This is a genomic window from Solibacillus sp. FSL W7-1464 (assembly GCF_038004425.1).
Lineage (GTDB): Bacteria > Bacillota > Bacilli > Bacillales_A > Planococcaceae > Solibacillus.
Genome location: NZ_JBBORC010000001.1, coordinates 2,795,108 through 2,819,169 on the forward strand (window position 1 = coordinate 2,795,108; position 24,062 = coordinate 2,819,169).

Genomic DNA, 24,062 nt, shown 5'->3' on the forward strand with positions numbered 1-24,062 from the left:
TATTTCCCTTGCTACTATTTTCTAAACATCTTTTGTATAAATATTTTCATGAACAACGACCGTGTCGGCAAAATAATCGGCAATGCTTTTGTTGTTTGGTGAAAATGCGACAATTAAGTATGGTAAGTATAATAATGTCCCATTAATGAATCGGCCTACCCCTTCACGGAAAAGTACGGTCATCCAATCCAATGATTCCCCGTCATCTTTTTCAACCTTTATTCCAAACGTCATCTTCCCTAATGTTTGCCTGAAAAACTTTGTCATAAGCACAAAATAAGCATAGAAAATAATTCCCGAAAGAATTGTCATCGGCGCATACCAGACATCGCTGGCAACGTCCCAATTCATCAATGCAAATACCGGTTTGATCGATACGCCGATAATGGCACTAATGACAACCGAATCCAACAGGAACGCCCAGAAGCGCATCCAGAAGCCGGCTGTTTTTTGTTTAATAGAAGGCGGCTTTACGACAGATGCCTCATCCACTACTTCGATTATGTCAGTCATCGTAATCCCTCCTATTAGTAGTCACCATATAAATACATCATACGAGGTGAATTTGTCGTCGAAATAATTTTGGACAATACTTCAGACTCGGCAGATGGTCGCAACATCGTTCCCAGCTTCACTCCTAATAAAGAACCCCAGCTTGATGTATCCATTGTATATTCAAACAGCGCTGCATCTTCCAATCCATAATCCGCGCGTAATGCATTGATCGTCGCTTCTTCATTTCCGATTTCATCAACTAACCCTGCACGCAATGCCTGAGTACCGCCTAATACACGGCCATCTGCTACTTTCTTTACTTGCGCTTCAGACATATTACGTCCAGCCTCGATAATATCAACGAAATGCTCATAAGATTCATCGATCATTTCCTGCAGCATCGCCAGTTCCTCTTTTGTGGATGGTCGTACACCGCCAAACATGTCTTTATGTTCACCTGATTTGATTGTTTCAAATTCGACTCCAAAGTTTTCGGCTAATTTCCCATAATTAATCGATTGCATAATAACACCGATCGAACCGGTAATTGTTTCACGTTGAGCAAAAATCTTATCTGCCGGTGCTGAAATATAATAACCGCCAGAAGCAGCCATTGATCCCATCGATACATAAATTGGAATTTGTTTTTCCTCTTTTATTTTCAATAATTTCTGGTATATTTCCTCTGATTCAATGACACCGCCACCTGGAGTATTTACAGATAATACAATCCCTTTAACAGTATTGTCTTCCAGTACAGCATCCAATTGCTCCATAAACAGCTGGTGGTTGTAATCGACCGTTTCCCATATGCTCGGTTCTCCAACATCCTGGATTACGCCATCTACTGTTAAATGTGCAATTCGTGTCGTTAAGTCTCCTTTTTCCACTACGTTTTCGTATGTGAGCGATTCCGTACCCATAAAATTGTCGATACTAGTAAAGAAATCGGTCTTAAAAATCGAAATGATCGTATTGATCCCAATAGAGAAAAATAATAATACGGCGGCAATAATTAGTGCCACAACTCGTTTTGTCTTCATTTTCACGCCTCCTCAATATATGTACGAAACTATTTTACAAAAAGTTTCATCGAACTCCATTTTCTTCAGCGATTTTGACACAACAGCATTTTAACAATCAACCTTTAGCTGTTTTCAAATGGGGAAGCCTTATTTTTATTAATTCAGCTTATAAGTACTGGCATAAAGAAGTTAAAAAAAGGCGGCAAATTTCGCCACCTTTTTTAATTACCCGGGAAATAATTGTCGAACAATGTTATTTCCCTTATTTTACGCGCAATTCTACTCGACGGATTTTCCCTGAAATTGTTTTAGGTAATTCGTCTAAAAACTCGATAATTCGAGGATATTTATATGGTGCTGTCAGCTGTTTCACATGGTTTTGCAGTTCTTCTACAATCGTCGGACTCTCTTTTAACGAGACTTCTTTAAGAACGATAAATGCTTTTACAACATTCCCCCGAATTTCGTCAGGACTTGCAACAACAGCACATTCCTGTACTGCAGGGTGCTTTGTTAACGCATCCTCTACTTCAAATGGTCCGATTGTATAGCCTGATGAAATAATAATGTCATCATTGCGCCCTTCAAACCAGAAATAGCCGTCTTCATCCTTTGTCGCACGGTCACCTGTTACATACCAATCCCCGCGATATTGAACCGCTGTACGCTCAGGATCTTTATAATATCCTTTAAATAAAGCAGGAGTCGATTTGTGTACGGCAATATCCCCGACTTCACCAGCCGGTACAAGGTCACCATCTTCATTAATCAAATCAATGATATTTCCCGGTGTCGGTTTCCCCATCGAGCCAGGGCGCAATTCCATATTTAATAATGATCCGATTAACAATGTATTTTCTGTCTGACCATAGCCATCACGTACAGTTAATTGATGCTCACGCTCAAATGTTTCGATCACTTCGCGGTTAAGAGGCTCACCAGCTGAAACGGCGCTGCGCAATGAAGTTAAATTAAATGAATTTAACTGATCTAATTTCGCCATCATCCGGTATTCTGTCGGCGTACAGCAAAGTACATTAATTTGTTGCTGTTCGATTAAGTGTAAAAACTGTGTCGGATCAAACTTCCCTTTGTACACAAACCCTGTTGCACCACTGCCTAATACAGCAAGAAACGGACTCCAAATCCATTTTTGCCATCCCGGAGCTGCAGTTGCCCATACTGTATCGCCATCACGTACTCCAAGCCACTCAGCTGCCGTTGTACGTAAATGTGCATATCCCCAGCCATGTGAGTGCATTACGGCTTTCGGATTCCCAGTCGTGCCTGACGTATAGGCTAAAAACGCCAGATCATCGGCTTTTGTCTCAACAGAATCGAACTCGTTTGACTGCTTCCCTGCAAGCGCCATTAATGAAGTCCATCCTTCTTTTTCATTCCCGACGATAAAGCATTCTACATTCGCTAAATTTTCTACCTGTTCGAATTCATTTACGAACTGTTCCATCACGATAATTGCCTTGGCCTCTGAATGGTTTAGACGATAATCGATATCTTTTGCCCGCAGCAGTTCCGAACTTGGAATAATGACCAAACCTGCTTTTAGTGCCCCAATATAGGAAATATATGCTTCTAAACAGCGAGGCAGCATAATTAAAATGACATCTCCTTTTTTTAATCCTTGTGCATAAAAGGCATTTGCAGCCTGGTTTGCTCTTTGTAGCAATTCTTCGTATGTATAACGCTCTTGGTGTCCGTTTTCTTCCTGAAATACTAATGCTGTTTTTGAGCTTTTATTATCATGCTTTTCAAATTCATTCACAATATTATAAATTTCTGGTGCAACTAATTGATTTTCATTCATTTTGATACTCCCCTTTGTTTGAAAAAAATGAACCTTACATATTTAGTATAATAATCATTTTCCGTAATATCAAAATATTCCGCCACTTTTTATTGCATAACTAATATTATTTATTAACAAAATAAAAAAGAAGCGCTACTTTAAAAGCAGCGCTCCTTTCTTTAAAACGTATTATTATTATTGGTTTTGGTTGCCGCGTAATTGCTGCTCAGCCATCTGTACTAGGCGTTTCGTAATTTCGCCACCTACAGAACCGTTTGCACGAGATGATGCGTCTGGACCTAATTGTACACCAAATTCTTGTGCAATTTCATATTTCATTTGATCTAAAGCTTGTTGTGCACCAGGTACACGTAATTTGTTTGAGCTGTTGTTGTTTGCCATCTGTCTCTCACCTCCTTGTGACATTAGAATGCACCGGGAGGAAAGATTAATACATAAAAAACACAGGTAAATTATAGCTCGATTAGGAAATCATTATCAGTTCCAAAAAATTATAATAAATCAGCGAATTTATCTTCTTTTACTTCCTTCTGAGGGAACTGATATACTTCGCGGTTTTTAACAGCACGATCAATTAAATCATCGAATTCCGTAAAGCTTTCAAAACGCTGAACCTTTTCTAGTTTTGGTTTTGTTTTCGGACTGGATGGTGTAAATATTGTACAGCAATCCTCAAATGGTTGAATTGACGTTTCGTATGTGCCTATATCTTTTGCAATTTTGATGATATCGTTTTTATCTGCTGAAATTAACGGACGTAAAATAGGTGTATTTGTCACATCATTAATTGCCGTTAAGCTTTCCAATGTTTGTGAAGCGACTTGCCCTAAGCTTTCGCCTGTTACAATACCTAATGCGCCAATGTCTTCACGTACTTTATCTGCCACTTTCATCATCATACGACGTGTTGATGTCATTGACATATTATCTGGCACCGCGTCTTTTACTGCTACTTGCAGTTCTGTGAACGGGATGACATGCAGGCGAATATTTGCACCGAATTTTGTTAATTCATTTGCAAGTTCCTTCACTTTTTGTAATGCATTATCGCTCGTATATGGCGGACTGAAGAAATGAATCGCATCCAATCGAACACCGCGTTTCATCATTAAGTAACCGGCAACAGGGCTGTCAATACCGCCTGAAAGCATTAACAGTGAACGTCCGTTTGAACCAATCGGCATACCTCCAGCACCTTGGATCACTTGAGCCATCATATAGATCGCGTCTTCGCGAACTTCAATTCGAAGTGCGAAATCCGGTTTCTTTACCTGTACTTTAAAGTTCGGGAAATTCGGTAAAATCGTAGCTCCCATTTCACGTTGTAATTCATGCGTGTCCAACGGGAAAGTTTTATCTGTACGATGCACTTCAACTTTAAACGTCAAATCGCCTTTATCGCGATAGTCTTCTAAAATTTCAAAGGCCAAAGCTTTCATCACATCCAGATCTTTTTCACAAGATGCAACAGGGCTGATTGATTGGATTCCGAAAACATGTGGTAAACGATCCATTAGTACATCAAATTTTTCCTGATTTTCTACTTCAATAAACATACGGTCACGCTCTGCACGGATTTTCAGTGGTGCAATATCGTTAAATGAATAACGTACATTATCACGTAAACGGCTGATAAAATCTTTTTTGTTACGACCTTTTGTTGATAATTCACCATAGCGAACCAAAATTTCTTTAAAAATCATTGCGTAATATCTCCTTTTAATTCTTTCATTACGATTGTGAATTGCTCTTTGAATGAAACAATATCTTCGTCTGTATTGATTGCGCCCAAGCTTAAACGGAGTACTCCGTTTTTATAGCGGCTATCGATATTTAATGCTTCCACAACATGGCTTGTTTTCGTCTGTTTTGAAGAGCAGGCACTTGATGTTGAAACGATAATATCACGTTTTTGTAGTGCATTTATTAAAATCTCGCCTTTAAGTCCTCTTACACTGAACGATAAAATATGCGGTGCACCGTCTTTTGGTGAAAGGACATATACTTCCTGCCCGAATTGCTCAAAGAAATGATGGAGATCTGCAGACCATTTTCTAAAGTTCTCAACATTCCCCGGCATGCCCTCAATAGCTAAACGGGCCGCTTTTGCCAATGAAACGGCTTGCGGCACTGCAACCGTACCACTTCTTAATCCAAACTCTTGTCCACCACCGACGATAAATGCCTTCAGTTGTGGTTTTTTACGGAATGCTAACAAGCCACTTCCTTTTAAGCCTTGAATTTTGTGACCTGAAATGGAAATGACATCTGGACCATTGTCTCCGTCAAAAAAGACAGGCAGCTTTCCGAAACTTTGAATCGCATCCACATGGAACATCGCCTGGCATGTACGGTGAATGATTTGGGCTGCTTCCTTAATTGGCTGAACAGCTCCGATTTCGTTATTCACATGCATAATGCTCACTATAATAGTATCTTTGCGAAGCTTTTGCTGCAGTTCCTCTAAAGATATGACTCCATATTTATTTACTTTTAGGTAATCGATTTCATATCCTTCTTCTTCCAATCGCTTGACCGCTTCCAAAATCGAAGGATGTTCTATTTCTGTCGTAATAATATGCTTGCCTCTAAAATTGCTAGATTTAGCAAGACCAAAAAGCGCTGCATTATTTGATTCCGTACCTCCGGAAGTAAACAAAATATTCTTTTCCTCTGTATGAAGAATATTCGCCAATTGCTCCCGAGCTTTTGTGAGTAAGGCGTTTGACTCGACACCTGCACGGTGAATCGATGCAGGGTTGGCATAATATTGTTCATTCACTAACATAAATGTCGCCAAGACATCTTTGTGCGGCTTCGTTGTTGCACTATTATCTAAATATATCATCTATACTCAACCTTCTTTTTAAAACTAATTTGTCTTAAACTTACTGATATTACAGTGTCCTGCTTATATTCATCACTTACCAAAGAGAGAGGTTGTGTTAATCGTCAATTTGACGATTAACACAACCTCATAAATGTGCTTATTTATTATAACGCTAAATGGATCAACATGTAACCGTTATGCTTATTATTTTGTAAGCAGCTGCTCCTGAACGAGCTCCTCAATGCGTTTGATTGCATTTGGATCGATGATTTCAACCGCTTTCGCTGCATCTTCCAGTGCTTTTATGTAGCGGAATTTCTTGAATGCGTCTTCAGCTTCAAGTAAATTTTCATGTACTTGTCGATTCGTTGCCCTGTAGCGATTTCCAAACTGAATAAGACGTTCAATAATTAATACGTTCTCAATCATTTCCTGTGCTTTTTCATGTGTTTCTTCAATCGATTGCTTTGCATTAAGTAAATGCTGGTTTACTTGGATAATATTTAACGGTACTTCCTGCAAGCTTTGGACAACTACAAAAATCTGTTCTGCTGCTTCTTCTAATCTAGCATCCATCTCTTCCGGAATTCCAGGAATATTGGCACGTCCAAGCAGGCGCTCTGTATCTTGCAATAAACGCTTCAATGTTTCCAATTCGGCTCTTGCTTTATTTTCATCAATACGGAGATTTTTCAGTTTATTCGAGAATTTTTCCTGCTCTTCGGCGATTTGCTCGATTTCATCAGTAATTTCTTTTAGCTCTTCCTGCAAGCTCGAGTAAGCAGATTTTTCTTCTTGAACACGTGTTGATAACAATTCATAGCGTCTTTGTAAAACTTCCAAATGCTTTAGGCCTACTTTAGGTATTTCCGCTTCTTTATCCTGTAAACGGTAGCTATGCTGTACATAAGCGACTTCATCATTGATGTCTTTTGTAAGACGCATCACATCATTAATCACGCTGTACATGCCGGAACAGTTTCGTTCCACATACTTTCTTGCCATTACTTCTTTTTCCAGCAAATTATAGAAATGGTCGATTTCATCATTAATTGTTTGGATTCGTGGCGAAACAGCTGGCAGGTTTAGTTCAGCAATTGCCGCTTTCAACATTTCCAGTTCACTCTCAAGCCCATTCAAATATTCAGTCAGCTCTAAATGGCGTAAATAATACTTTTGTTCTTCCATTTCACGCTGGCCATTACGAAGTTCATAAATTGCAGTTGGGATTTTAGTTTGAATTTCCGTAAGGAGTGTCGGCACATCATTTAATAAACTGAAAATTTCCTGTGCTTCATTGTTAAGTTGGAGGACTATTTCACGTGCCTGCAAATAGTTGCCGTCTTTTGTTAACTCATCAAACTCTTCAAATTTTGGTGTGAATTGCTCAAGCTTTTTTTCCAACGCTTCCAAAGCCGGTCCAAATGAATGCTGGTGTGCCAAAATTGTTTTGCGTGCAGAACGGTAATATTCTTTCAGCTGCTCGATTTCGATTCGGTTTTTCTCTTCACTGCCGATCAATTCATCCAGTTCTGTTATAATCTGCACTCGTACTTGCTCACATTTTGTAAGCTCTTGTTCAATGTCGCGTTCTGTATTTGTTGCTTTGTTAAATTTAAATCGGTCGACAAATTCTTCCGCATCAAATAACAATTCGTCAATTTTCGGAATTTGCTTATCGACAACATCCAACCAACGATTACGCCAGTTTTCAAACAGTTCTTCTGTTTGACCGTTCATATTAAGGGCTTTTACTTTCGCCAGCTCCTCAAAAATCGGATAATGTTGTATTTGTAGTTTTTCCTTATCTAATCGTCCTATTTCTGCATTATGCTTGCGCCTTACTACTAAGCCTGCCATTAATAATGCTAATAGTACGACGACAACAATGATGATATACTTTATCATTGTAAGCCCCCTAATCCCAAATAAAATCAATATTTTTAGCTATATACGTAATATTAATAATAACATGTTTTTTTATATTTGTTTAACTATTTCCAGCTTTTTTTACTTTTAAATTCCATAATTTTGAAGGAAGGTCATTCAATTGAAACGAGACGGTCATATACACACACCTTTTTGCCCCCATGGTACTACAGATTCGATAGAAAAATATGTCGAAAAAGCGATAGCAAGCGGTTTTAAAGAAATTACTTTTACGGAGCATGCTCCTTTACCCGAAAACTTTGTCGATCCAACGCCTGACAAGGATAGCGGAATGAATCCTGCTTATTTGATGGATTACTTTAAAGAACTGAAGCGAGCAAAAAAACAGTATCAAACTGATATTAAAATCAATATCGGCTTAGAGGTCGACTATATTGTCGGCTATGAACACGAAACAAAACAATTTCTTAACGACGTCGGTCCATTACTGGATGATGCGATTTTATCCGTACATTTTTTACATTTCCAAGACGAGTATGTATGTATTGACTTTTCACAAGAAATATATTTACAATTTGCCAATAAGGTTGGCGGCATTCTTCCTATGTATAAGCTATACTACGAAACTGTGAAAAAGTCGATTACGGCGGATTTAGGCTTATACAAACCTAAGCGTATAGGACATCCTACATTGATTCATAAATTTCAGCTTGCACACAACGAACAAATCGATGATACAGCTGACATTGATGAACTATTAAAGATGATGCAGACCGGTCATTATGAACTGGATTTTAATAGTGCTGGTCTAAGTAAACCGTATTGTAAGGAGACATACCCTCCTTATCCGTTTGTGAAACAGGCAATTAATTTACAAATTCCAGTTATTTTCGGTTCTGATGCCCATACAGTAGCGGATTTACATCAGCATTATGAAATATTACAGAAAAAAATAACTTTTTAATCGGAGGATTCTATGTTTGGAAATATTACTTATAACGGAACACTAACAGAACAGTACGAACAGCTGTCGAAACAGCTGGATGCATTGCTGGAAGGCGAAAATAACTTAATCGCAAACTTGAGTAATGCATCAGCTTTATTAAATACTTTTTTAAAAGAAATTAACTGGGTAGGATTTTATTTAATGAATGAAGGCGAATTGGTGCTTGGTCCATTCCAAGGCTTGCCTGCTTGTGTACGAATTCCTGTCGGGCGCGGTGTTTGCGGCACAACGGTTGCCAATAAGCAAACAATGGTTGTAGACGATGTTCATGCTTTCCCTGGTCATATCGCTTGTGACGCGGCATCAAAATCGGAAATTGTTATACCTGTAATTAAAAATGGTGTCGTTTTAGGTGTTTTAGATATCGACAGCCCGGTTGAAGCACGTTTTACTCCAGAAGATAAAGATGGTTTGGAAAGATTTGTGGATGTACTGTTAAAACATATTTGATCGCTAAAAAGGGAGTGCCCGAAAAATGATTCCGGGTACTCCCTTTAATATTGCAGTTCCATTGGTTTTTCATATACACACAGACGGTTTTTTCCATTTCGTTTAGCATGATATAGTGCAATATCCGCTTGAACAAACATATTTTTAAAATCCGGACGGCTGCTTTTATGCCACGTAATCATGCCCGCAGAAACCGTAACCGAAGGATTAGTTACATTTGGCACCATTTGTACAATCGAATCCGCAATTTCAATTGCTTCTCTGTCTGAAATATTCGGAATATAGACGGCGAGCTCTTCACCGCCCCACCGCGAGCAGATGCCCCTTTTCCCTATTTCATTTTGCAGTCGTCTAGCAATTTGTACGATTACTTCATCTCCGACTTGATGCCCATATGTGTCATTAACCTTTTTAAAGTTATCAATATCAATTAACAGGAACATTCCTGAATCGTCCGTTTGAATGGACTTTTCCACGTATGAATCGGAATAACTTCTTGCGTATAGCTTTGTTAAATGGTCCCGATCCACCATCTCCTGAAGTTTTTCACGTAAAACAGAATTAGAAATAGCTAATGAAGAATGATGAATAAGCGATTGCATTAATTTAAAGCTATCAAAGGAGAAGAAATACGGCTCTTTATGCAATACGATACTAAACCCGATAATATCTTCTTCAACAATCATCGGAATAGCCATTATCGACTTATACACAATGTCTCCTGGAATAAGACGGCTGAAATCCGCAATAAACACTGGCTCTTGGGTCGTCTGGAAATGTTTTTCCACATGTTGGATATATACATTGCACGCTGCTTGATTGAAGAGCTCTGTACACGCTTCGGTCATGACATACTTTTCACCTTCTTTAAACAGGAAGCCAATTTCCATAGGCTGAAAAGATTTCAACATTTGCTTTTGTAAAAATAAAAGCATTTCACTGATCGGCAATTTCATATTTAAACGGTGGGAAGTTTCATTGATTAACTGTAAGTCCGTGATGAGACGATGTGATTGATGATAGAGTTTTGCGTTTTCCAATGCATTTCCTGAAGCTTGGGCGAGCATCCGGATAAATTCAATTTCTGAACTTGTGTATGAGTAATTGATGGGTGCATTTACTTGTAAAATCCCATATATTGCTTGTCTTCCTTTTATAGGTACATTTAATAATCGACGGTTTTGTTCAACGGCTATATCTTCTTTCACTTCACCCGACACGAAAGACTCGATTGTCGCAGGCCGCTCTGACAAATAATCGAAAGGCTTTATTTTCACTCTCGTTTGACGGTCTTGGTCATTTGACAAAATCAGCTCTACCTCAAGACCCGGGAAATTTTCTTCGATTGTAATAAGCACATTTTCCAAAATTACATCAATATCCATCGTCGAATGGAAAAGGTCCGTCATCCAATATAATTTACGGTACTTTTGCTCATTCGAATAAACTTCGTACTTTTTTGTTAGAAATTTATAGGAAGCGGATATCTCCCCTACTATATCTTCTGTCAGCACTGTTTGTAGAGGTGCGTTGACAGGGTTATATTTAAATATAATAATAGCTTCTATTTTATCATTTATTATAAGTGGCATAACATCTGTATGATTTTCAAAATACGGATGTTCTCTTAAAAACCCAGGTAACTTCACAACTTTATTACCATTAAAATAGGGCTGAATAAAATCTAATGTTACATCAACATTCAGTATTTCTAAGTTGTCGATCGGTTTCAATTTATTTTCGCTTACATGAAATAAAAAACAATGCTCCATATTAAAGTGTTTAGTTAGACTTTCTTCTAATAGGAAAAAGTATTCATAAAATTTACTTCGTCGTAGTTTCGAATTTATACAAAGGCTTAATATATCCGATTTAAATTGATCAATCTTGTGTTGATTTTCCACCATTAAATCACCTTTTCTTTACTATTGCGATGTCGGTTCATTCACTTAACCTCAAGTATACACGCTTTATGTCTTATTGACTATTCAAATTTGTTATATTTTTCTAATAATCACCTCAATTTGATTTGTTTTTTATGTATTCAAGAATTTTACCGTCCTTATCTACTACCCACTTTTATGCTTAAATACCCACAAAATTAATAATTTTTTTTCATTTTATTTTACTTCATATTATATTTAAAAAATAATACTCCTTTGTTGACGGATGAATAAAAAAAAGATACAATAGCCTTTGTGTAAAATGAATGCAGTAGTTGTATAACTTAAATGTAGTATTTTATTCCTTCTGTCTAGACAGAATGGTGTATTGCGTAACCCTTTCGGCTGCATGGGCGAAGATACATGAAAATAGAATACCGTTTAATGTCGGGTACAACTGGTTTTTTCTTTTACAACAAAAACCAATTTTAAGGAGGAGACACAATTATGTCTCGTTATACAGGTCCATCTTGGAAACTATCTCGTCGTCTTGGTATTTCATTAAGCGGCACAGGTAAAGAAATCGCAAAACGCCCTTACGCACCAGGTCAACACGGCCCGAACTCTCGTGGTAAAAAATCAGAGTACGGTCTACAATTAACTGAAAAACAAAAATTACGTCATATGTACGGTATGACTGAACGTCAATTCAAAAACACTTACCTACGTGCTGGTAAATTACAAGGTGTACACGGTGAAAACTTCATGATTTTACTTGAAACTCGCCTTGACAACCTAGTTTACCGTTTAGGTTTAGCTCGCACTCGTCGTGCAGCTCGTCAATTAGTTAACCACGGTCACATCTTAGTTGATGGTAACCGCGTTGACATCCCATCTTACTCAGTAAAACCAGGTCAAACGATCTCTTTACGTGAGAAATCAGCTAACCTTTCAGTTGTTGCTGAATCAATCGAAGTAAACAGCTTCGTACCAGAATATTTATCATTCGATGCAGACTCTAAAGTAGGTACTTTCGTACGTTTACCAGAGCGCTCTGAATTATCTGCTGAAATCAACGAACAATTCATCGTAGAGTTCTACTCTCGTTAATCTTTCGAGTTTCAGATATATTCGAATCAAACCATCAAGCCCTGTTCATCAGGTGCTTGGTGGTTTTTTTATTCCTTAAATAAATTTCAGCAAAACTTTTAAAAATTTGTTCAATCGCCCCGATCAACCTTTCTTCGTTGAATAGGATAACGAGGAAAGGGGGTGAATTTAATGGGTTACGGATATGAAGGGTATCAACAACAAGCAAACTACGGTGGTTACGGCTGTGGTGGCGGTGGTAACAGCGGCGGTAATAGCTCAACTTTCGTTCTGATCGTTGTTCTATTCATTCTTTTAATTATTGTCGGCGCTACTTTTGCTTACTAATAGCATCGATTCACAAAATCTTTAGCTAGCCAGTAATAATTCCAACTACTTATTACTGCTTTTCACGCCATTAGGGTCACTTCCCCCAGTGACCCTTTTAATTTTTAGTTTTTAATTTCTGCACAATAGACAACATACAAGCCCGCCAACAATAAAAAAGATGCTGTACGCTCATATAGCGGCAGCATCTTTAAATTATATTTTGAATACATAGTAATTTTATAAATGTATTTTAAAACACAAAGCCAAAGTACATTGCTCCTAGTACAGCAATTACTATAAATGAAGCAAAAAATGCTTTCCACTTAGAAATACGGTGGACTTCCGATATTCCAATCACTGTAATGACATATGTCCATATACTGCTAATAATAATCAGAGTTCCACAAACAAATTGCAGAATCAAATCACCTAGTGACGTCTCCATATACGAAATCGAGAAAAAAGATTGTGGTGCGAATTGCATCCAGAAAAGCAGAACCGGCAATATCCAAATATAAGGAATCATTGTCACACTGATCATGCGGAACATTTCTTTAAACTTCCCTGTACCACCGAAAGCTTTTGCTGAAAGTGTCAATACGCCTGCCGATAAAAATGTAGAAATAAAATACAGTAGTAGACTAAATAGAAATGTTGAATAAACGATATCCCCCAATGTAAATTGTCCTGTAAATTCTTTGCCGATAAAGCTGATTAGATTGCTAGCAAACACACCGATAATACCAACGAAAATGAAATAAGATAACTTTTTAGTTGTTAACACATAACGAATAGTATCTCGGGGTTTAACAGCAATGCTTAATATGGCATGTCGATCATCGACTGTACCTGTTAATTGCTCGCTCAAAATAACATCCCCCTAAAAATATGTATATATTCTATTATACTGATACTTTTAAGGTGATACAAAGTTATTGCTCCTTTAGTAGCATACCAACCTTTTACTAATCGGCAATTTTAAGAGAGACATAGCCGGCCTTTTCCACTAATGCCTGTCCTTCTTCCGAAAGCACCCAATCCACCAGTTTCTTAACATTTCCTGTTGGCTCTCCTGCTGTCACAATATAAAATTCGGAAGCGATCGGATACGAATTATTCCGAATCGTTTCTCTTGTCGGGGCAACTCCGCCAATTTCCAAAAGTTTGATCTCTTTATTTTTAACCATCTCATTTGAATAGTAGCGGAAAGTATAACCTATTGCATTTTTATAATTTTTATACTGGGAAACTTCATTGATAATTCCGCCCATTCCTGTCGCTATATCTTCAGTTGGCGCTTCCATCAATGGGGTATCCCCCATTAGCCGTTGCAGTGCTGTTTGCGATCCGCTGTCCTGAGGTCTTTGGAACGCCCGGATTGCATCATCTTTTCCGCCCACTTCTGACCAGTTTGTAATTTCTCCGGCATAGATTGCTTTAATTTGATCGAGTGATAAACGATTGACATTATTTTTACTGTTGACGAAAAAGACAAATGCTTCTTTTCCGATTGGCGTCATATGAAGTGTAATCCCCCGTTGTTTCGCCTGGTTAATTTGTGCATCGGAAGGGCCCGCTGCAAAAATCATATCCGTATTTCCGAAAATCAGATTTGTATAGGCTTCATGCGTCTGGTTGACCACAACTTCACTCTCGTAAGGATTGTATTCTTTTTCCGGATATACATGCTCTGTAATGGCGGCATACAATGGATACAATGCCGTTGCGCCATCGATTTTCGGTAAAGGTTCCTCCAGCTTTAAAGTCGGCTTTTTCTCCAATTGAACTAGTTTATTTTTGTCAGTAAATGGCTCATACTGATAAATATCCACTTCCGCGTCAACAGTCGGCACTCTATTATCGAACCACTTATAAACAGGTTGGACCGAACTGGCGACTAAGACGATTCCGGCGACTGCCCAATAGATTTTTACACGTTTACTGTTATTATAAAATACATTAAAAGTCACAAGCACATAACCAATATATATTATGAATGCAGCGGAAATTACTAACGGGATATAATGAAACTTGCCGCTAAACGCAACAAAAAATAGCACTATGAAAGTAAAAAAACAAACAGTCAGCAAGACAAATATTGAAATGACAATTTTCCCTAAATACGATTTATTTTCCATTACTATCCCCCCTAACCTATACGTTCTTTATGAAACAAGAAATTCCTTTAAAAAAACGTCTTGGAATACTGCATTCCAAGACGTTTTAATTAATTAAGCAAATTTAACCATATGGTATTTCTTCTTACCCCGACGGATAATAGCAAATGCATCTTCCAAACGGTCTTTCGCATCCATTACATATTCCAGATCGGTAATTTTTTCACCGTTCACACTAATCGCTCCATTAGTAACATCTTCACGTGCTTGACGTTTCGATGAGGAAATCCCTGCTTCTACGATTAATTCCACGATATTTTTATCCTCTTTTGCCACTTCTACAGAAGGTACACCAGAGAAGGCTACTTTCATTTCTTCTACTGATAATGCTTTTAAATCACCAGAGAATAATGCTTTTGTAATACGCTCTGCTGCTTCCAAACCTTCTTCACCGTGAATCAGACGTGTCATTTCTTCAGCCAACGCTTTTTGAGCTTTACGTAAATGCGGCTCTTCTTCGACACTTACTGCCAGCCCTTCAATCTCTTCACGTGTCAGGAATGTGAAGATTTTCAGGTATTTCACAACATCTGCATCCGCTGTGTTGATCCAGAACTGGTAGAACTCGTATGGTGATGTTTTGGCAGCATCCAGCCATACAGCACCACCCGCTGTTTTCCCGAATTTTGTACCGTCCGCTTTTGTTACAAGCGGAATTGTAATGCCGAATGCCTTCGCATTATCATCATGAGTTTTACGAATCATTTCCAAGCCCGTTGTAATATTGCCCCATTGATCCGAACCACCTACTTGAATACGAACGTTGTGGTGATCGTATAAGTGATTGAAGTCAATACCTTGGATTAATGTGTATGCAAATTCAGTGAATGAAATACCCGAATCCAGGCGTGATGCAACCGTATCTTTATTTAAGATGTAGTTAACATTGATCAGTTTCCCGTAGTCACGAAGGAAGTCGATTAATGTCATTGGACCGACCCAGTCATGATTGTTTACAAGAACAGCGCTGTTTGCCGCATCCGATGAAAAGTCGAATAAGCGCTCCATTTGCTTTTTAAGGCCTTGTACATTTTTTTCGATTTGGTCCATCGTCTGTAATTGACGCTCTTCAGAACGGCCAGATGGATCCCCTACTGTGCCTGTCGCTCCACCAACTAATAAAATCGGTGTATGACCTGCTTTTTGGAAACGACGTAATGTGAGCAATGGCACGATATGCCCGATATGCATCGAATCCGCTGTCGGGTCAACACCTACGTATAGGGAAACCTTTTCCTCGTTTAACAGCTTTTCCATACCTTCCGCGTCTGTTTGCTGGTATAACAGTCCGCGCCATTCCAAATCTTGCAGTAATTCGTTTTTCATTTGTTTTCTCTCCTTTTACATGATGCGTCATTTACTTGTAAGGAAACGAAAAACGTCCCTACACGCAAATGCATGCAGGGACGTCAAATTATTATTTAACGCGGTACCACCCGGCTTGAAGAAATTTCAGTCTTTCTTCCACTTTAAGCGTCTATAACGTGACGACCCGTTCAGGCTCCAAGTACGTAATTCATAAATGCGCTATGTCTAGCTTTCACCAACCGCTAGCTCTCTATGCAGGGAACACATTTACTACTGCAAACTCTTCGTTGCCGGAAATTTATATTTCTATTCTACCTAGAATATAGTTGATGTCAATATTTATATTCGCTTATATCTCAAATATGCTATAATAAACAAGATTTTAGGAGGTCGATGATGTGAGAGAATGGCTCGAAAAATTAAATAAAAAAATCGAAATCCTTGCTTCTTCAGAACGAATGCGCTACATCCGAATTGGAGGCGGTGTATTCTGGAATTTAACATTGCTGGCGATTATTTTTACAGCTGCGACACTGTTGTTTGTCGGAGGTGTCGGCGCAGGTTACTTCGCATCATTAACAAAGGATGAACCTTTGCGATCGAAAGAAGAAATGCGCGAACAAATTTTCAGCTATGAAGAAACAAGTGAACTTTATTTTGCGAACGATATTTACATAGGAAAAATCCGAACTGATTTAGACCGACGTGAAACATCGCTTGCCAATATATCCCCATCCTTAATTAATGCTGTACTTGCTACAGAGGATGAATATTTCCGGGAACATACCGGGATTGTACCAAAAGCAGTATTACGTGGATTACTGCAGGACGTATCCAACTCGTCAACACAGACAGGTGGCTCTACCCTTACACAACAATTAATAAAAAACCAAATATTAACGAATGAAGTTTCATACGAACGTAAAGCAAAGGAAATTTTACTTGCGTATCGTTTGGAACATTTTATGACAAAAGAAGAAATACTTGAAGCATATTTAAATATTATTCCGTACGGCCGAAACTCTTCAGGTCGTAATATTGCCGGCATCGAAACGGCTGCACAAGGTATTTTTGGTGTGTCCGCATCTAAACTAAACTTACCGCAGGCAGCTTATATTGCCGGCATCCCACAGGCACCTTTCACATACACACCTTTTACAAATAAAGGCGAGCAAAAAAGTGCGGAAGGGATACAGCCGGGCATTGACCGTATGAAAACGGTCCTTTATCGCATGCAGGAAGCAGGCTATATTACTGAAAAAGAGTATAACGAAGCAATTGCCTATGATATTACACAAGACTTCAAAGGTTATGAAATCCGTCCCGAAGAAAAATATCCTTGGTTGACTGCTGAGCTTGAGCTGCGTTCGAAAGAAATTTTCGCGGAAATACTCGCTGAAAAAGACGGTATTGACCCGGACCGTTTAAAAGAAGAAGAAAATTTAAAAGAAAAGTATACAATACTGGCTGACCGTACAATACGTTCCGGCGGTTATCGTATTTACTCAACGATCAATAAAGAAATGTATGATGCGATGAGAAAAGTGACGGAAGAATTCACTTTATATGGACAAACATATAAGAAAAAAGAAAAAGATCCGGAAACAGGCGAAGAAATCGAAGTGGATGTTCCCGTACAAACCGGAAGTATTGTTATTGATAATAAAACCGGCCGCATACTAAGTTTCGTCGGGGGACGCGACCATACTATCACACAAGTAAATCATGCAACGAATGCCTTCCGTTCAAACGGATCGACAATGAAGCCGTTACTTGCCTATGCACCGGCACTCGATTATGGTTTCATCGGTGCAGGAAGTCCAGTTGTCGATGTAAAATTTGTACGTCCAACTGACGGCTATGACCCTATAAACTATAACCCGAATCAGGAATTGGGAATTATACCAGCAAGACAGGCCGTTGCATCATCTCAAAACTTGGCCGTCCTTCGTTTATATGATTCCATTTTAGATCGTCGACCGGCAACCTATCTGGAAAAAATGGGCTTCTCTAAATTACAGCCGCAAGATTATGAAAACCTCTCTACCGTTCTTGGCGGTTTGAATATCGGGGCTTCAGTTGAAGAAAATACAAATGCTTATGCAACATTTGCCAATAACGGACAATTTATCGATGCATATATGATTGAACGCATTGAAGATCTGGACGGCAATATTGTTTATGAACATGAAGTTGCTCCGGTTGATGTATTTGCACCGGAAACAGCATATATAATGACCGATATGCTGCGCGATGTTATGAAGCCGGGTGGTACAGCTACATTGGCGAAAAGTCAGCTGAAATTCTCGTCTGACTTCGCTGCAAAATCGGGTACAACGCAGGACCATAACGATGTCTGGCTAGTCGGTTACAACCCGAATATTTCGGTAGGAGTCTGGATGGGTTATGAAAAGCAGCGTACCCTAAATGTATTCAATAACCGTTACCAGCATCCAAGTAACCGGGTGAACCGTTTATGGGCAAATTATCTGAATACACTTTATGACATCAACCCGGAACTCGTAGGTACGAAAGAAACATTCAAAAAACCTGAAGGCGTTGTGACAAGATCATTTTGTGGCATTTCTGGCCTGGCACCTTCTACTTCTTGTGCCAATGCCGGTTTAGTCACTTCCGATTTATTTAATAAAAATGTATTTTTACCGACACAGCCTGATGATAGCTTTGTATCTTCCACATCAGTTGTTATTAACGGCAACACATATGCTGCATTACCGAATACACCTACTGAATTTGTCCAAATGAGCGGTTTCGGATTAAATCAGGCCTTCGTTGACCGTATGTTAGGTTGGCTTGGTGGAGATGCATCAAAATTATTGTCATTCAGTTCAGGCAAGGGCGTTGTAACCGGTGCTCCATTCTCGGCAGACAGTGCACCGCCGCAATCTGTATTTGCGACATTGGCAAACGGTTCACTTTCATGGTCAGCTTCACCATCAAATGATGTTGTTGGCTATCGCGTGTACAGTGTGTCCGGCCAGGGAAGGTCACTTGTACGTTCATTAAAGTCTTATGAAGGTTACCGGGTTCCTGTTTCCCCAGGCGTTCGCTATATCGTTGTAGCGGTCGATATTACAGGATTGGAATCAGGCGCTTCGAACGAAGTCGGAGAAATTGTGGAAACTGCTCCACCTGCTCCACCGGAAACAGAAGAAGAAAATGTTGAACCTGAAGAAATAATCGAAGAACCTGAAGAACTCGATGAAATTGAGGTTGACGTTGATCCTGCTGAACCATCAGGAGAATAATATCAAAAAATCTCACCAACTAGAAAAAAGTTGGTGAGATTTTTTATTGCAATTAAATTGATACATGTTCCTCTTTTAATACATCTTTTAATAAATTAACCGCTTCATCGATTTCTTGTTCGCTAACCGTTAAAGGTGGTAATAGACGAATCACTTTCGGGCCGGCTGCAACCGTTAATAGACCCGCTTTATCCAATGCGGCAACATATGGTGCGACATCTTCGCCACCAAGGCTCAGACCAAGCATTAGGCCTTTACCCTGAACCGAATATTTATCTTCCGGAAAAGCTTCTTCCAGTTTTTTAATTAAATATGCCGATTTTTGTTCAACATTATCCAAAAAGGCATCATCGAATATTTGATCGATAACTGTTTGTGCAACGGCCACACCCAATGGATTCCCGCCGAATGTTGTACCGTGTGTCCCGGCACTAAACGTGTTAAACAGCTTTTCTGTCCCGAGAATCCCCCCAATCGGGAAACCGCCACCGAGACCTTTTGCCATTGAAACAATATCCGGTTTGATGGCTGTCTGCTCAAATGCAAAACGTGTCCCTGTACGTCCGATGCCTGTTTGTACTTCATCAACAATGACTAAAATATCCGATGATTGCTGAATTTCATGAATAGCTTTCGCGAACTCATCCGTTGCAGGATTTACTCCGCCTTCACCTTGAATCATTTCAAGCATAATTGCAGCAGTATCTGCATCAACTGCAGCTTTTAATGCTTCGACATCATTAAACGGCAATGTAATAAACTCGCTTACTAAAGGGCCGAAGCCGTTACGTACTTTATCTTGTCCGGTTGCACTCATCGCACCAAATGTACGTCCGTGAAAGCTCTGTTCAAACACAATAATCTTATGTTTTCCTGTATGTTTACGTGCTAATTTAATAGCTGCTTCATTCGCCTCTGCACCACTATTACAGAAAAATGCATACGATAAATGCAAATCTTTCACTAATGATGCAGCAAGTTTTTCCTGTCCCGGACTTTCAAATAAGTTACTAATATGCCACAGTTTCTGACTTTGTTTTTGAATCGCTTCAACGATTGATGGATGTGCATGCCCTAAACTACAAACAGCAATGCCGCTCGTGAAATCTAAATATCTTTTCCCTGTCGTATCGAATACTTCTGTTCCTTTTCCTTCGACAATAGCAAAAGGTCTTCTCGCGTAATTTTGGAATAATGCACTCATTTCACTAGCTCCTCACTTAAAATAGTCGTCCCGGTTAAAGTCTCATTGACAATTTGTACAGAAGGTATACCCGCCTTCAAACAATTAAGAGCGCCTTGCACTTTCGGAATCATTCCGCCGTAAATATGCCCTTCGTCAATCCATTGTTCGATTAAGCCTGGTGTCACTTCTTTCTGGTATTCATCCTGTATGCGAATACCGGCGACATCCGTCACAAGCAGGAGACAATCCGCCTCAACGGCCAATGCAATTTCACTTGCCACTGTATCGCCGTTAATGTTCAGCGCCTGCCCATCCTTTGTTGCACCGATACATGCAATGACAGGTACAATTCCAGCATCTATCAAAGAGTTTAACATATTAATATTAACATGCTTCACTTCGCCTACATATGCGTAAGTTTCATAATCTAAATATTCACTTTCCAGCAGCCCGCCATCAAAACCATTGAGTCCGATAGCAGAAATATTCGCTGAATGGAGCTCATGGACGAGCAAAGGATTTACTTTCCCAATTAAAGTTGACTGCACAATACCGATCATTTCTTCACTCGTTACACGCAGTCCGTTTACTGTATGGGACTGAATTCCGGCAGCGGCTAATTCGCGGTTAATTGCAGGACCTCCGCCATGTGTAATAATGAGTTGGATTCCTTGTTCCTGCAATGCTTTGAAATTGCGAAAGAAGGCCTCGTTAAGACCTTCTAATGTGCTGCCACCAAGCTTGATGACCATTTTACGAGCGGTATGATGCGTTGATTTGAACGTAGTCATAAGTCAAGTCACACCCCCATGCAAACCCGTGCCCTTTACCGACTTCCAGTGACACATATATTTTTACTTCATGCTGTTTTAAAATTTCGATGAGCTCTTCTTCCGAAAATTTGATTGGTTCGCCGTTTTCCACCATTGTTGCTCCACCGATTTTAATTGTAATTTTATCGGGATCGATTACAGCGCCAGAATAGCCAACTGCTGCAATAATACGCCCCCAGTTTGCATCACAGCCAAACACTGCTGTTTTTACAAGTGGTGAACCTACTACTGTTTTTGCGATTTTACGAGCTTCTTCATCTGAAACCGCTCCATCCACTTCTACTTCAATCAGCTTTGTCGCGCCTTCCCCATCACGTGCAATTGACTTTGCTAAATCTTCTGCTACAAGACGCAGTGCTGTGTAAAAGTTTTCCCAGTCAGGATGTGCAGGAGATAGCGGTTCATTTCCTGCTAAACCGTTTGCCATTACAATAACCGTATCGTTCGTTGATGTATCACCATCAACTGTAATCGAGTTGAATGTGCAATCCGTTACACTCGATAATGCTTTTTGCAGCTCTTCTGATTCAATATTGGCATCTGTTGTAATAAACCCGAGCATTGTCGCCATATTCGGTTCAATCATGCCTGAGCCTTTAGCCGTTCCTGAAACAATTATTTCCTTGCCGTCAATGATCGTTGCATAAGTTGTATTTTTCATTACTGTATCCGTCGTTAAAATTGCCTGGGAAAAATCAATCCCGCTTTCAAGCTTTGAATCCGGATTTAAAAGCTCTACACCTTTTTTTACGGGTTCCATTTTCATTATTTCCCCGATGACACCTGTAGAGGCTACTCCTACCAGATTAGATGCGATGCCAAGCTTTTGTGCGGCAAGCAGTTGCATTTCATATGCATCCAATAGTCCTTGTTTGCCTGTGCATGCATTGGCATTTCCTGAATTTACGATGATCGCCTGCATTTTTTTCGATTCATAAACAACTTCTTTTGTTACTTTCAGCGGTGCTGCCTGGACTGCATTTGTCGTAAATACACCGGCAACGCTAGCTGGTACTTCGCTTATTAAAATTGCTAAATCTTTTTTCTTATGTTTAAGTCCGCAATGAACACCTGCTGCAGTAAACCCTTTTGGCGATACGATATTTTTGCTTGATAATTTTTTCATCTCTATTGTTGAAGTCATCTAATGACCCTCCCCTAATTGTCCACGTCATAATATACGGGTGATTTCCATTCCAGGTCGGACGCTTTCCGCCGAGGATGGCGGCAATTTATTGCGGCCACCGCAGAAGCAGCGTCCTGATGAATGAGAAGGCACAATCCACTCGCCTCCCCTCCATTCCGATCAACTTGTTTTTCATTTTTTCTTATCTTGATAAATTAAATAAAATACGGAACGAGTTGTAAGCCCGTTTGCTGCGGGAGACCGAATTGAACATTCATGTTCTGAATTGCCTGCCCCGCTGCTCCTTTAACCAAATTATCGATCACACCGACAATCGTTGCCCGATTTGTCCTTTCATCGAGCTTCACGTATATGTCGCAATAGTTCGAACCTTTTACGCGATTTGTTCCTATTGCGGAAGCTTCTTGAATGACACGGACAAATGGATGGTCTTTATACGTTTCTGTTAAACAGTCCACTAATTGTGCTTGTGTCACACCTTCAGTTACTTGAGCATAGGAAGTTGCTAAAATACCTCGTGTCATCGGGACTAGATGTGTATTAAACGTGATTGTTGTTTCAATATCGGTAAACATTGAAATCGCTTGTTCGATTTCGGGAATGTGCTGGTGTTCATTAATTTTATAAATCGAGAAGCTTTCATTTGCTTCACTGAAATGTGTTGCTTGTGAAGGTTTATTACCTGCCCCTGAAATTCCGCTCTTTGCATCAATGACCAGGAAGCCAGGGTCAATTAACCGATGTTTTATAAGAGGCAGGATAGATAATAATACGGCCGTCGGATAACAGCCCGGATTGGCAATTAAATCTGCCTTTTCTATAGCTGGCTCATTCCACTCCGTTAATCCGTACACACTTCGCGCCACTACTTCCTGTGGAGCCGGATTTTTTTTATACCATGTTTCATAGCTTGCTAAATTTTTCAGTCGGAAATCCCCTGATAAATCAATTAGTTTTGGTCCTCTCTCAACTAAAGACGGGAAAATCGTACTTGATACCCCCGAAGGTGTACTTGCAAAGACGACATCATATTCCGCCAATGCATCATCATCCAATTTGAGTAATGGCTGATTATAAATATCCGTTAAGTGTGGAAATTTATCCGAAAATTGAGTCCCTTCATCCGAGGAGGTAAATAATCCAATTTCTTCTATTTCCTTATGATTATGCAAAAATCGTAGTAGTTCTAATCCACCGTAACCTGTTGCACCAATAATACCTGCTTTCATGTTGTCACCCCGTCATTTTTATATGGCTAATACTTTTCTACGAATCTAAATGATAAAAATAAGTATAAGTATGTATAATTATTTAGT

20 protein-coding genes and 1 other annotated feature are annotated in these 24,062 nt (G+C 39.4%); of the genes, 5 read left to right on the top strand and 15 right to left on the bottom strand.

The features are described 5' to 3' along the window. Positions 1-21 precede the first annotated feature (21 nt). The 7 genes from MKZ25_RS13790 to ezrA form a co-directional block, all read right to left on the bottom strand. On the bottom strand, positions 22-513 hold the full coding sequence (locus tag MKZ25_RS13790; RefSeq protein WP_340802032.1) for an RDD family protein: 492 nt from the start codon (positions 511-513) through the stop codon (positions 22-24). Between the two features lie 14 nt (positions 514-527). Then, the gene (sppA, locus tag MKZ25_RS13795; RefSeq protein ID WP_340802033.1) at positions 528-1,538 is read right to left on the bottom strand and encodes a signal peptide peptidase SppA; all 1,011 of its coding nucleotides are present in this window, start codon (positions 1,536-1,538) and stop codon (positions 528-530) included. A 244-nt stretch (positions 1,539-1,782) separates the two neighbouring features. Further along, the gene (gene mbcS / locus MKZ25_RS13800; protein WP_340802034.1) at positions 1,783-3,345 is read right to left on the bottom strand and encodes an acyl-CoA synthetase MbcS; all 1,563 of its coding nucleotides are present in this window, start codon (positions 3,343-3,345) and stop codon (positions 1,783-1,785) included. Between the two features lie 177 nt (positions 3,346-3,522). Beyond that, positions 3,523-3,729 carry an alpha/beta-type small acid-soluble spore protein gene (locus MKZ25_RS13805; protein ID WP_008407794.1) on the bottom strand — a complete coding sequence of 69 codons (207 nt, stop codon included), beginning with the start codon at positions 3,727-3,729 and terminating at the stop codon, positions 3,523-3,525. 110 nt (positions 3,730-3,839) lie between these two features. Next, a complete protein-coding gene (gene thiI / locus MKZ25_RS13810) occupies positions 3,840-5,051 on the bottom strand; it encodes a tRNA uracil 4-sulfurtransferase ThiI (RefSeq protein WP_340802035.1) in 1,212 nt (403 codons plus the stop codon). After that, positions 5,048-6,196 carry a cysteine desulfurase family protein gene (locus MKZ25_RS13815; protein ID WP_340802036.1) on the bottom strand — a complete coding sequence of 383 codons (1,149 nt, stop codon included), beginning with the start codon at positions 6,194-6,196 and terminating at the stop codon, positions 5,048-5,050. Before MKZ25_RS13815 ends, thiI begins: the two co-directional genes overlap by 4 nt. Positions 6,197-6,382: 186 nt before the next feature. After that, positions 6,383-8,086, bottom strand: coding sequence for a septation ring formation regulator EzrA (ezrA, locus tag MKZ25_RS13820; protein ID WP_340802037.1), 1,704 nt, complete (start codon positions 8,084-8,086; stop codon positions 6,383-6,385). Between the two features lie 142 nt (positions 8,087-8,228). Here ezrA and hisJ point away from each other — a divergent pair, with 142 nt between their 5' ends. Continuing rightward, positions 8,229-9,032 carry a histidinol-phosphatase HisJ gene (gene hisJ, locus MKZ25_RS13825; RefSeq protein WP_340802038.1) on the top strand — a complete coding sequence of 268 codons (804 nt, stop codon included), beginning with the start codon at positions 8,229-8,231 and terminating at the stop codon, positions 9,030-9,032. A 12-nt stretch (positions 9,033-9,044) separates the two neighbouring features. Further along, positions 9,045-9,524 carry a GAF domain-containing protein gene (locus MKZ25_RS13830; RefSeq protein ID WP_340802039.1) on the top strand — a complete coding sequence of 160 codons (480 nt, stop codon included), beginning with the start codon at positions 9,045-9,047 and terminating at the stop codon, positions 9,522-9,524. Between the two features lie 44 nt (positions 9,525-9,568). Here MKZ25_RS13830 and MKZ25_RS13835 read toward each other — a convergent pair whose 3' ends face one another. Beyond that, entirely contained in the window at positions 9,569-11,431 is a 1,863-nt protein-coding gene (locus MKZ25_RS13835; RefSeq protein WP_340802040.1) for a sensor domain-containing diguanylate cyclase, read from the bottom strand. Between the two features lie 483 nt (positions 11,432-11,914). Here MKZ25_RS13835 and rpsD point away from each other — a divergent pair, with 483 nt between their 5' ends. Both rpsD and MKZ25_RS13845 read left to right on the top strand, forming a co-directional pair. Next, complete coding sequence (gene rpsD, locus MKZ25_RS13840; protein ID WP_251686472.1) at positions 11,915-12,517, top strand: 30S ribosomal protein S4; 603 nt, start codon at positions 11,915-11,917, stop codon at positions 12,515-12,517. A gap of 171 nt (positions 12,518-12,688) precedes the next feature. After that, on the top strand, positions 12,689-12,844 hold the full coding sequence (locus MKZ25_RS13845; RefSeq protein ID WP_340802042.1) for a YjcZ family sporulation protein: 156 nt from the start codon (positions 12,689-12,691) through the stop codon (positions 12,842-12,844). 232 nt (positions 12,845-13,076) lie between these two features. Here the strand turns inward: MKZ25_RS13845 and MKZ25_RS13850 are convergent, their stop codons facing one another. From MKZ25_RS13850 to tyrS, 3 genes are all read right to left on the bottom strand, one after another. Further along, positions 13,077-13,694 (bottom strand): Yip1 family protein, encoded by a 618-nt coding sequence (locus MKZ25_RS13850; RefSeq protein WP_340802044.1) that lies wholly within the window; start codon positions 13,692-13,694, stop codon positions 13,077-13,079. Positions 13,695-13,791: 97 nt separating this feature from the next. Further along, positions 13,792-14,964: a PstS family phosphate ABC transporter substrate-binding protein gene (locus tag MKZ25_RS13855; RefSeq protein ID WP_340802045.1), complete on the bottom strand. Its 1,173-nt coding sequence runs from the start codon at positions 14,962-14,964 to the stop codon at positions 13,792-13,794. Positions 14,965-15,057: 93 nt separating this feature from the next. Continuing rightward, positions 15,058-16,329 (bottom strand): tyrosine--tRNA ligase, encoded by a 1,272-nt coding sequence (gene tyrS / locus MKZ25_RS13860; protein ID WP_340802047.1) that lies wholly within the window; start codon positions 16,327-16,329, stop codon positions 15,058-15,060. A gap of 73 nt (positions 16,330-16,402) precedes the next feature. Further along, positions 16,403-16,608: a binding site (T-box leader), on the bottom strand. Between the two features lie 101 nt (positions 16,609-16,709). Here tyrS and MKZ25_RS13865 point away from each other — a divergent pair. After that, a complete protein-coding gene (locus MKZ25_RS13865; RefSeq protein ID WP_340802048.1) occupies positions 16,710-19,580 on the top strand; it encodes a transglycosylase domain-containing protein in 2,871 nt (956 codons plus the stop codon). Positions 19,581-19,632: 52 nt separating this feature from the next. Here the strand turns inward: MKZ25_RS13865 and MKZ25_RS13870 are convergent, their stop codons facing one another. The 4 genes from MKZ25_RS13870 to argC all read right to left on the bottom strand — a co-directional run bounded on the left by MKZ25_RS13870 (position 19,633) and on the right by argC (position 23,975). After that, positions 19,633-20,784, bottom strand: a complete 1,152-nt coding sequence (locus MKZ25_RS13870) for an acetylornithine transaminase (RefSeq protein ID WP_340802049.1) — start codon at positions 20,782-20,784, stop codon at positions 19,633-19,635. Further along, a complete protein-coding gene (gene argB, locus MKZ25_RS13875) occupies positions 20,781-21,557 on the bottom strand; it encodes an acetylglutamate kinase (protein ID WP_340802050.1) in 777 nt (258 codons plus the stop codon). The genes MKZ25_RS13870 and argB overlap by 4 nt, the downstream gene beginning before the upstream one ends. Further along, a complete protein-coding gene (gene argJ, locus MKZ25_RS13880) occupies positions 21,520-22,743 on the bottom strand; it encodes a bifunctional ornithine acetyltransferase/N-acetylglutamate synthase (protein ID WP_340802051.1) in 1,224 nt (407 codons plus the stop codon). Before argJ ends, argB begins: the two co-directional genes overlap by 38 nt. 197 nt (positions 22,744-22,940) lie before the next feature. After that, the gene (argC, locus tag MKZ25_RS13885) at positions 22,941-23,975 is read right to left on the bottom strand and encodes an N-acetyl-gamma-glutamyl-phosphate reductase (protein ID WP_340802052.1); all 1,035 of its coding nucleotides are present in this window, start codon (positions 23,973-23,975) and stop codon (positions 22,941-22,943) included. Positions 23,976-24,062: the final 87 nt, after the last annotated feature.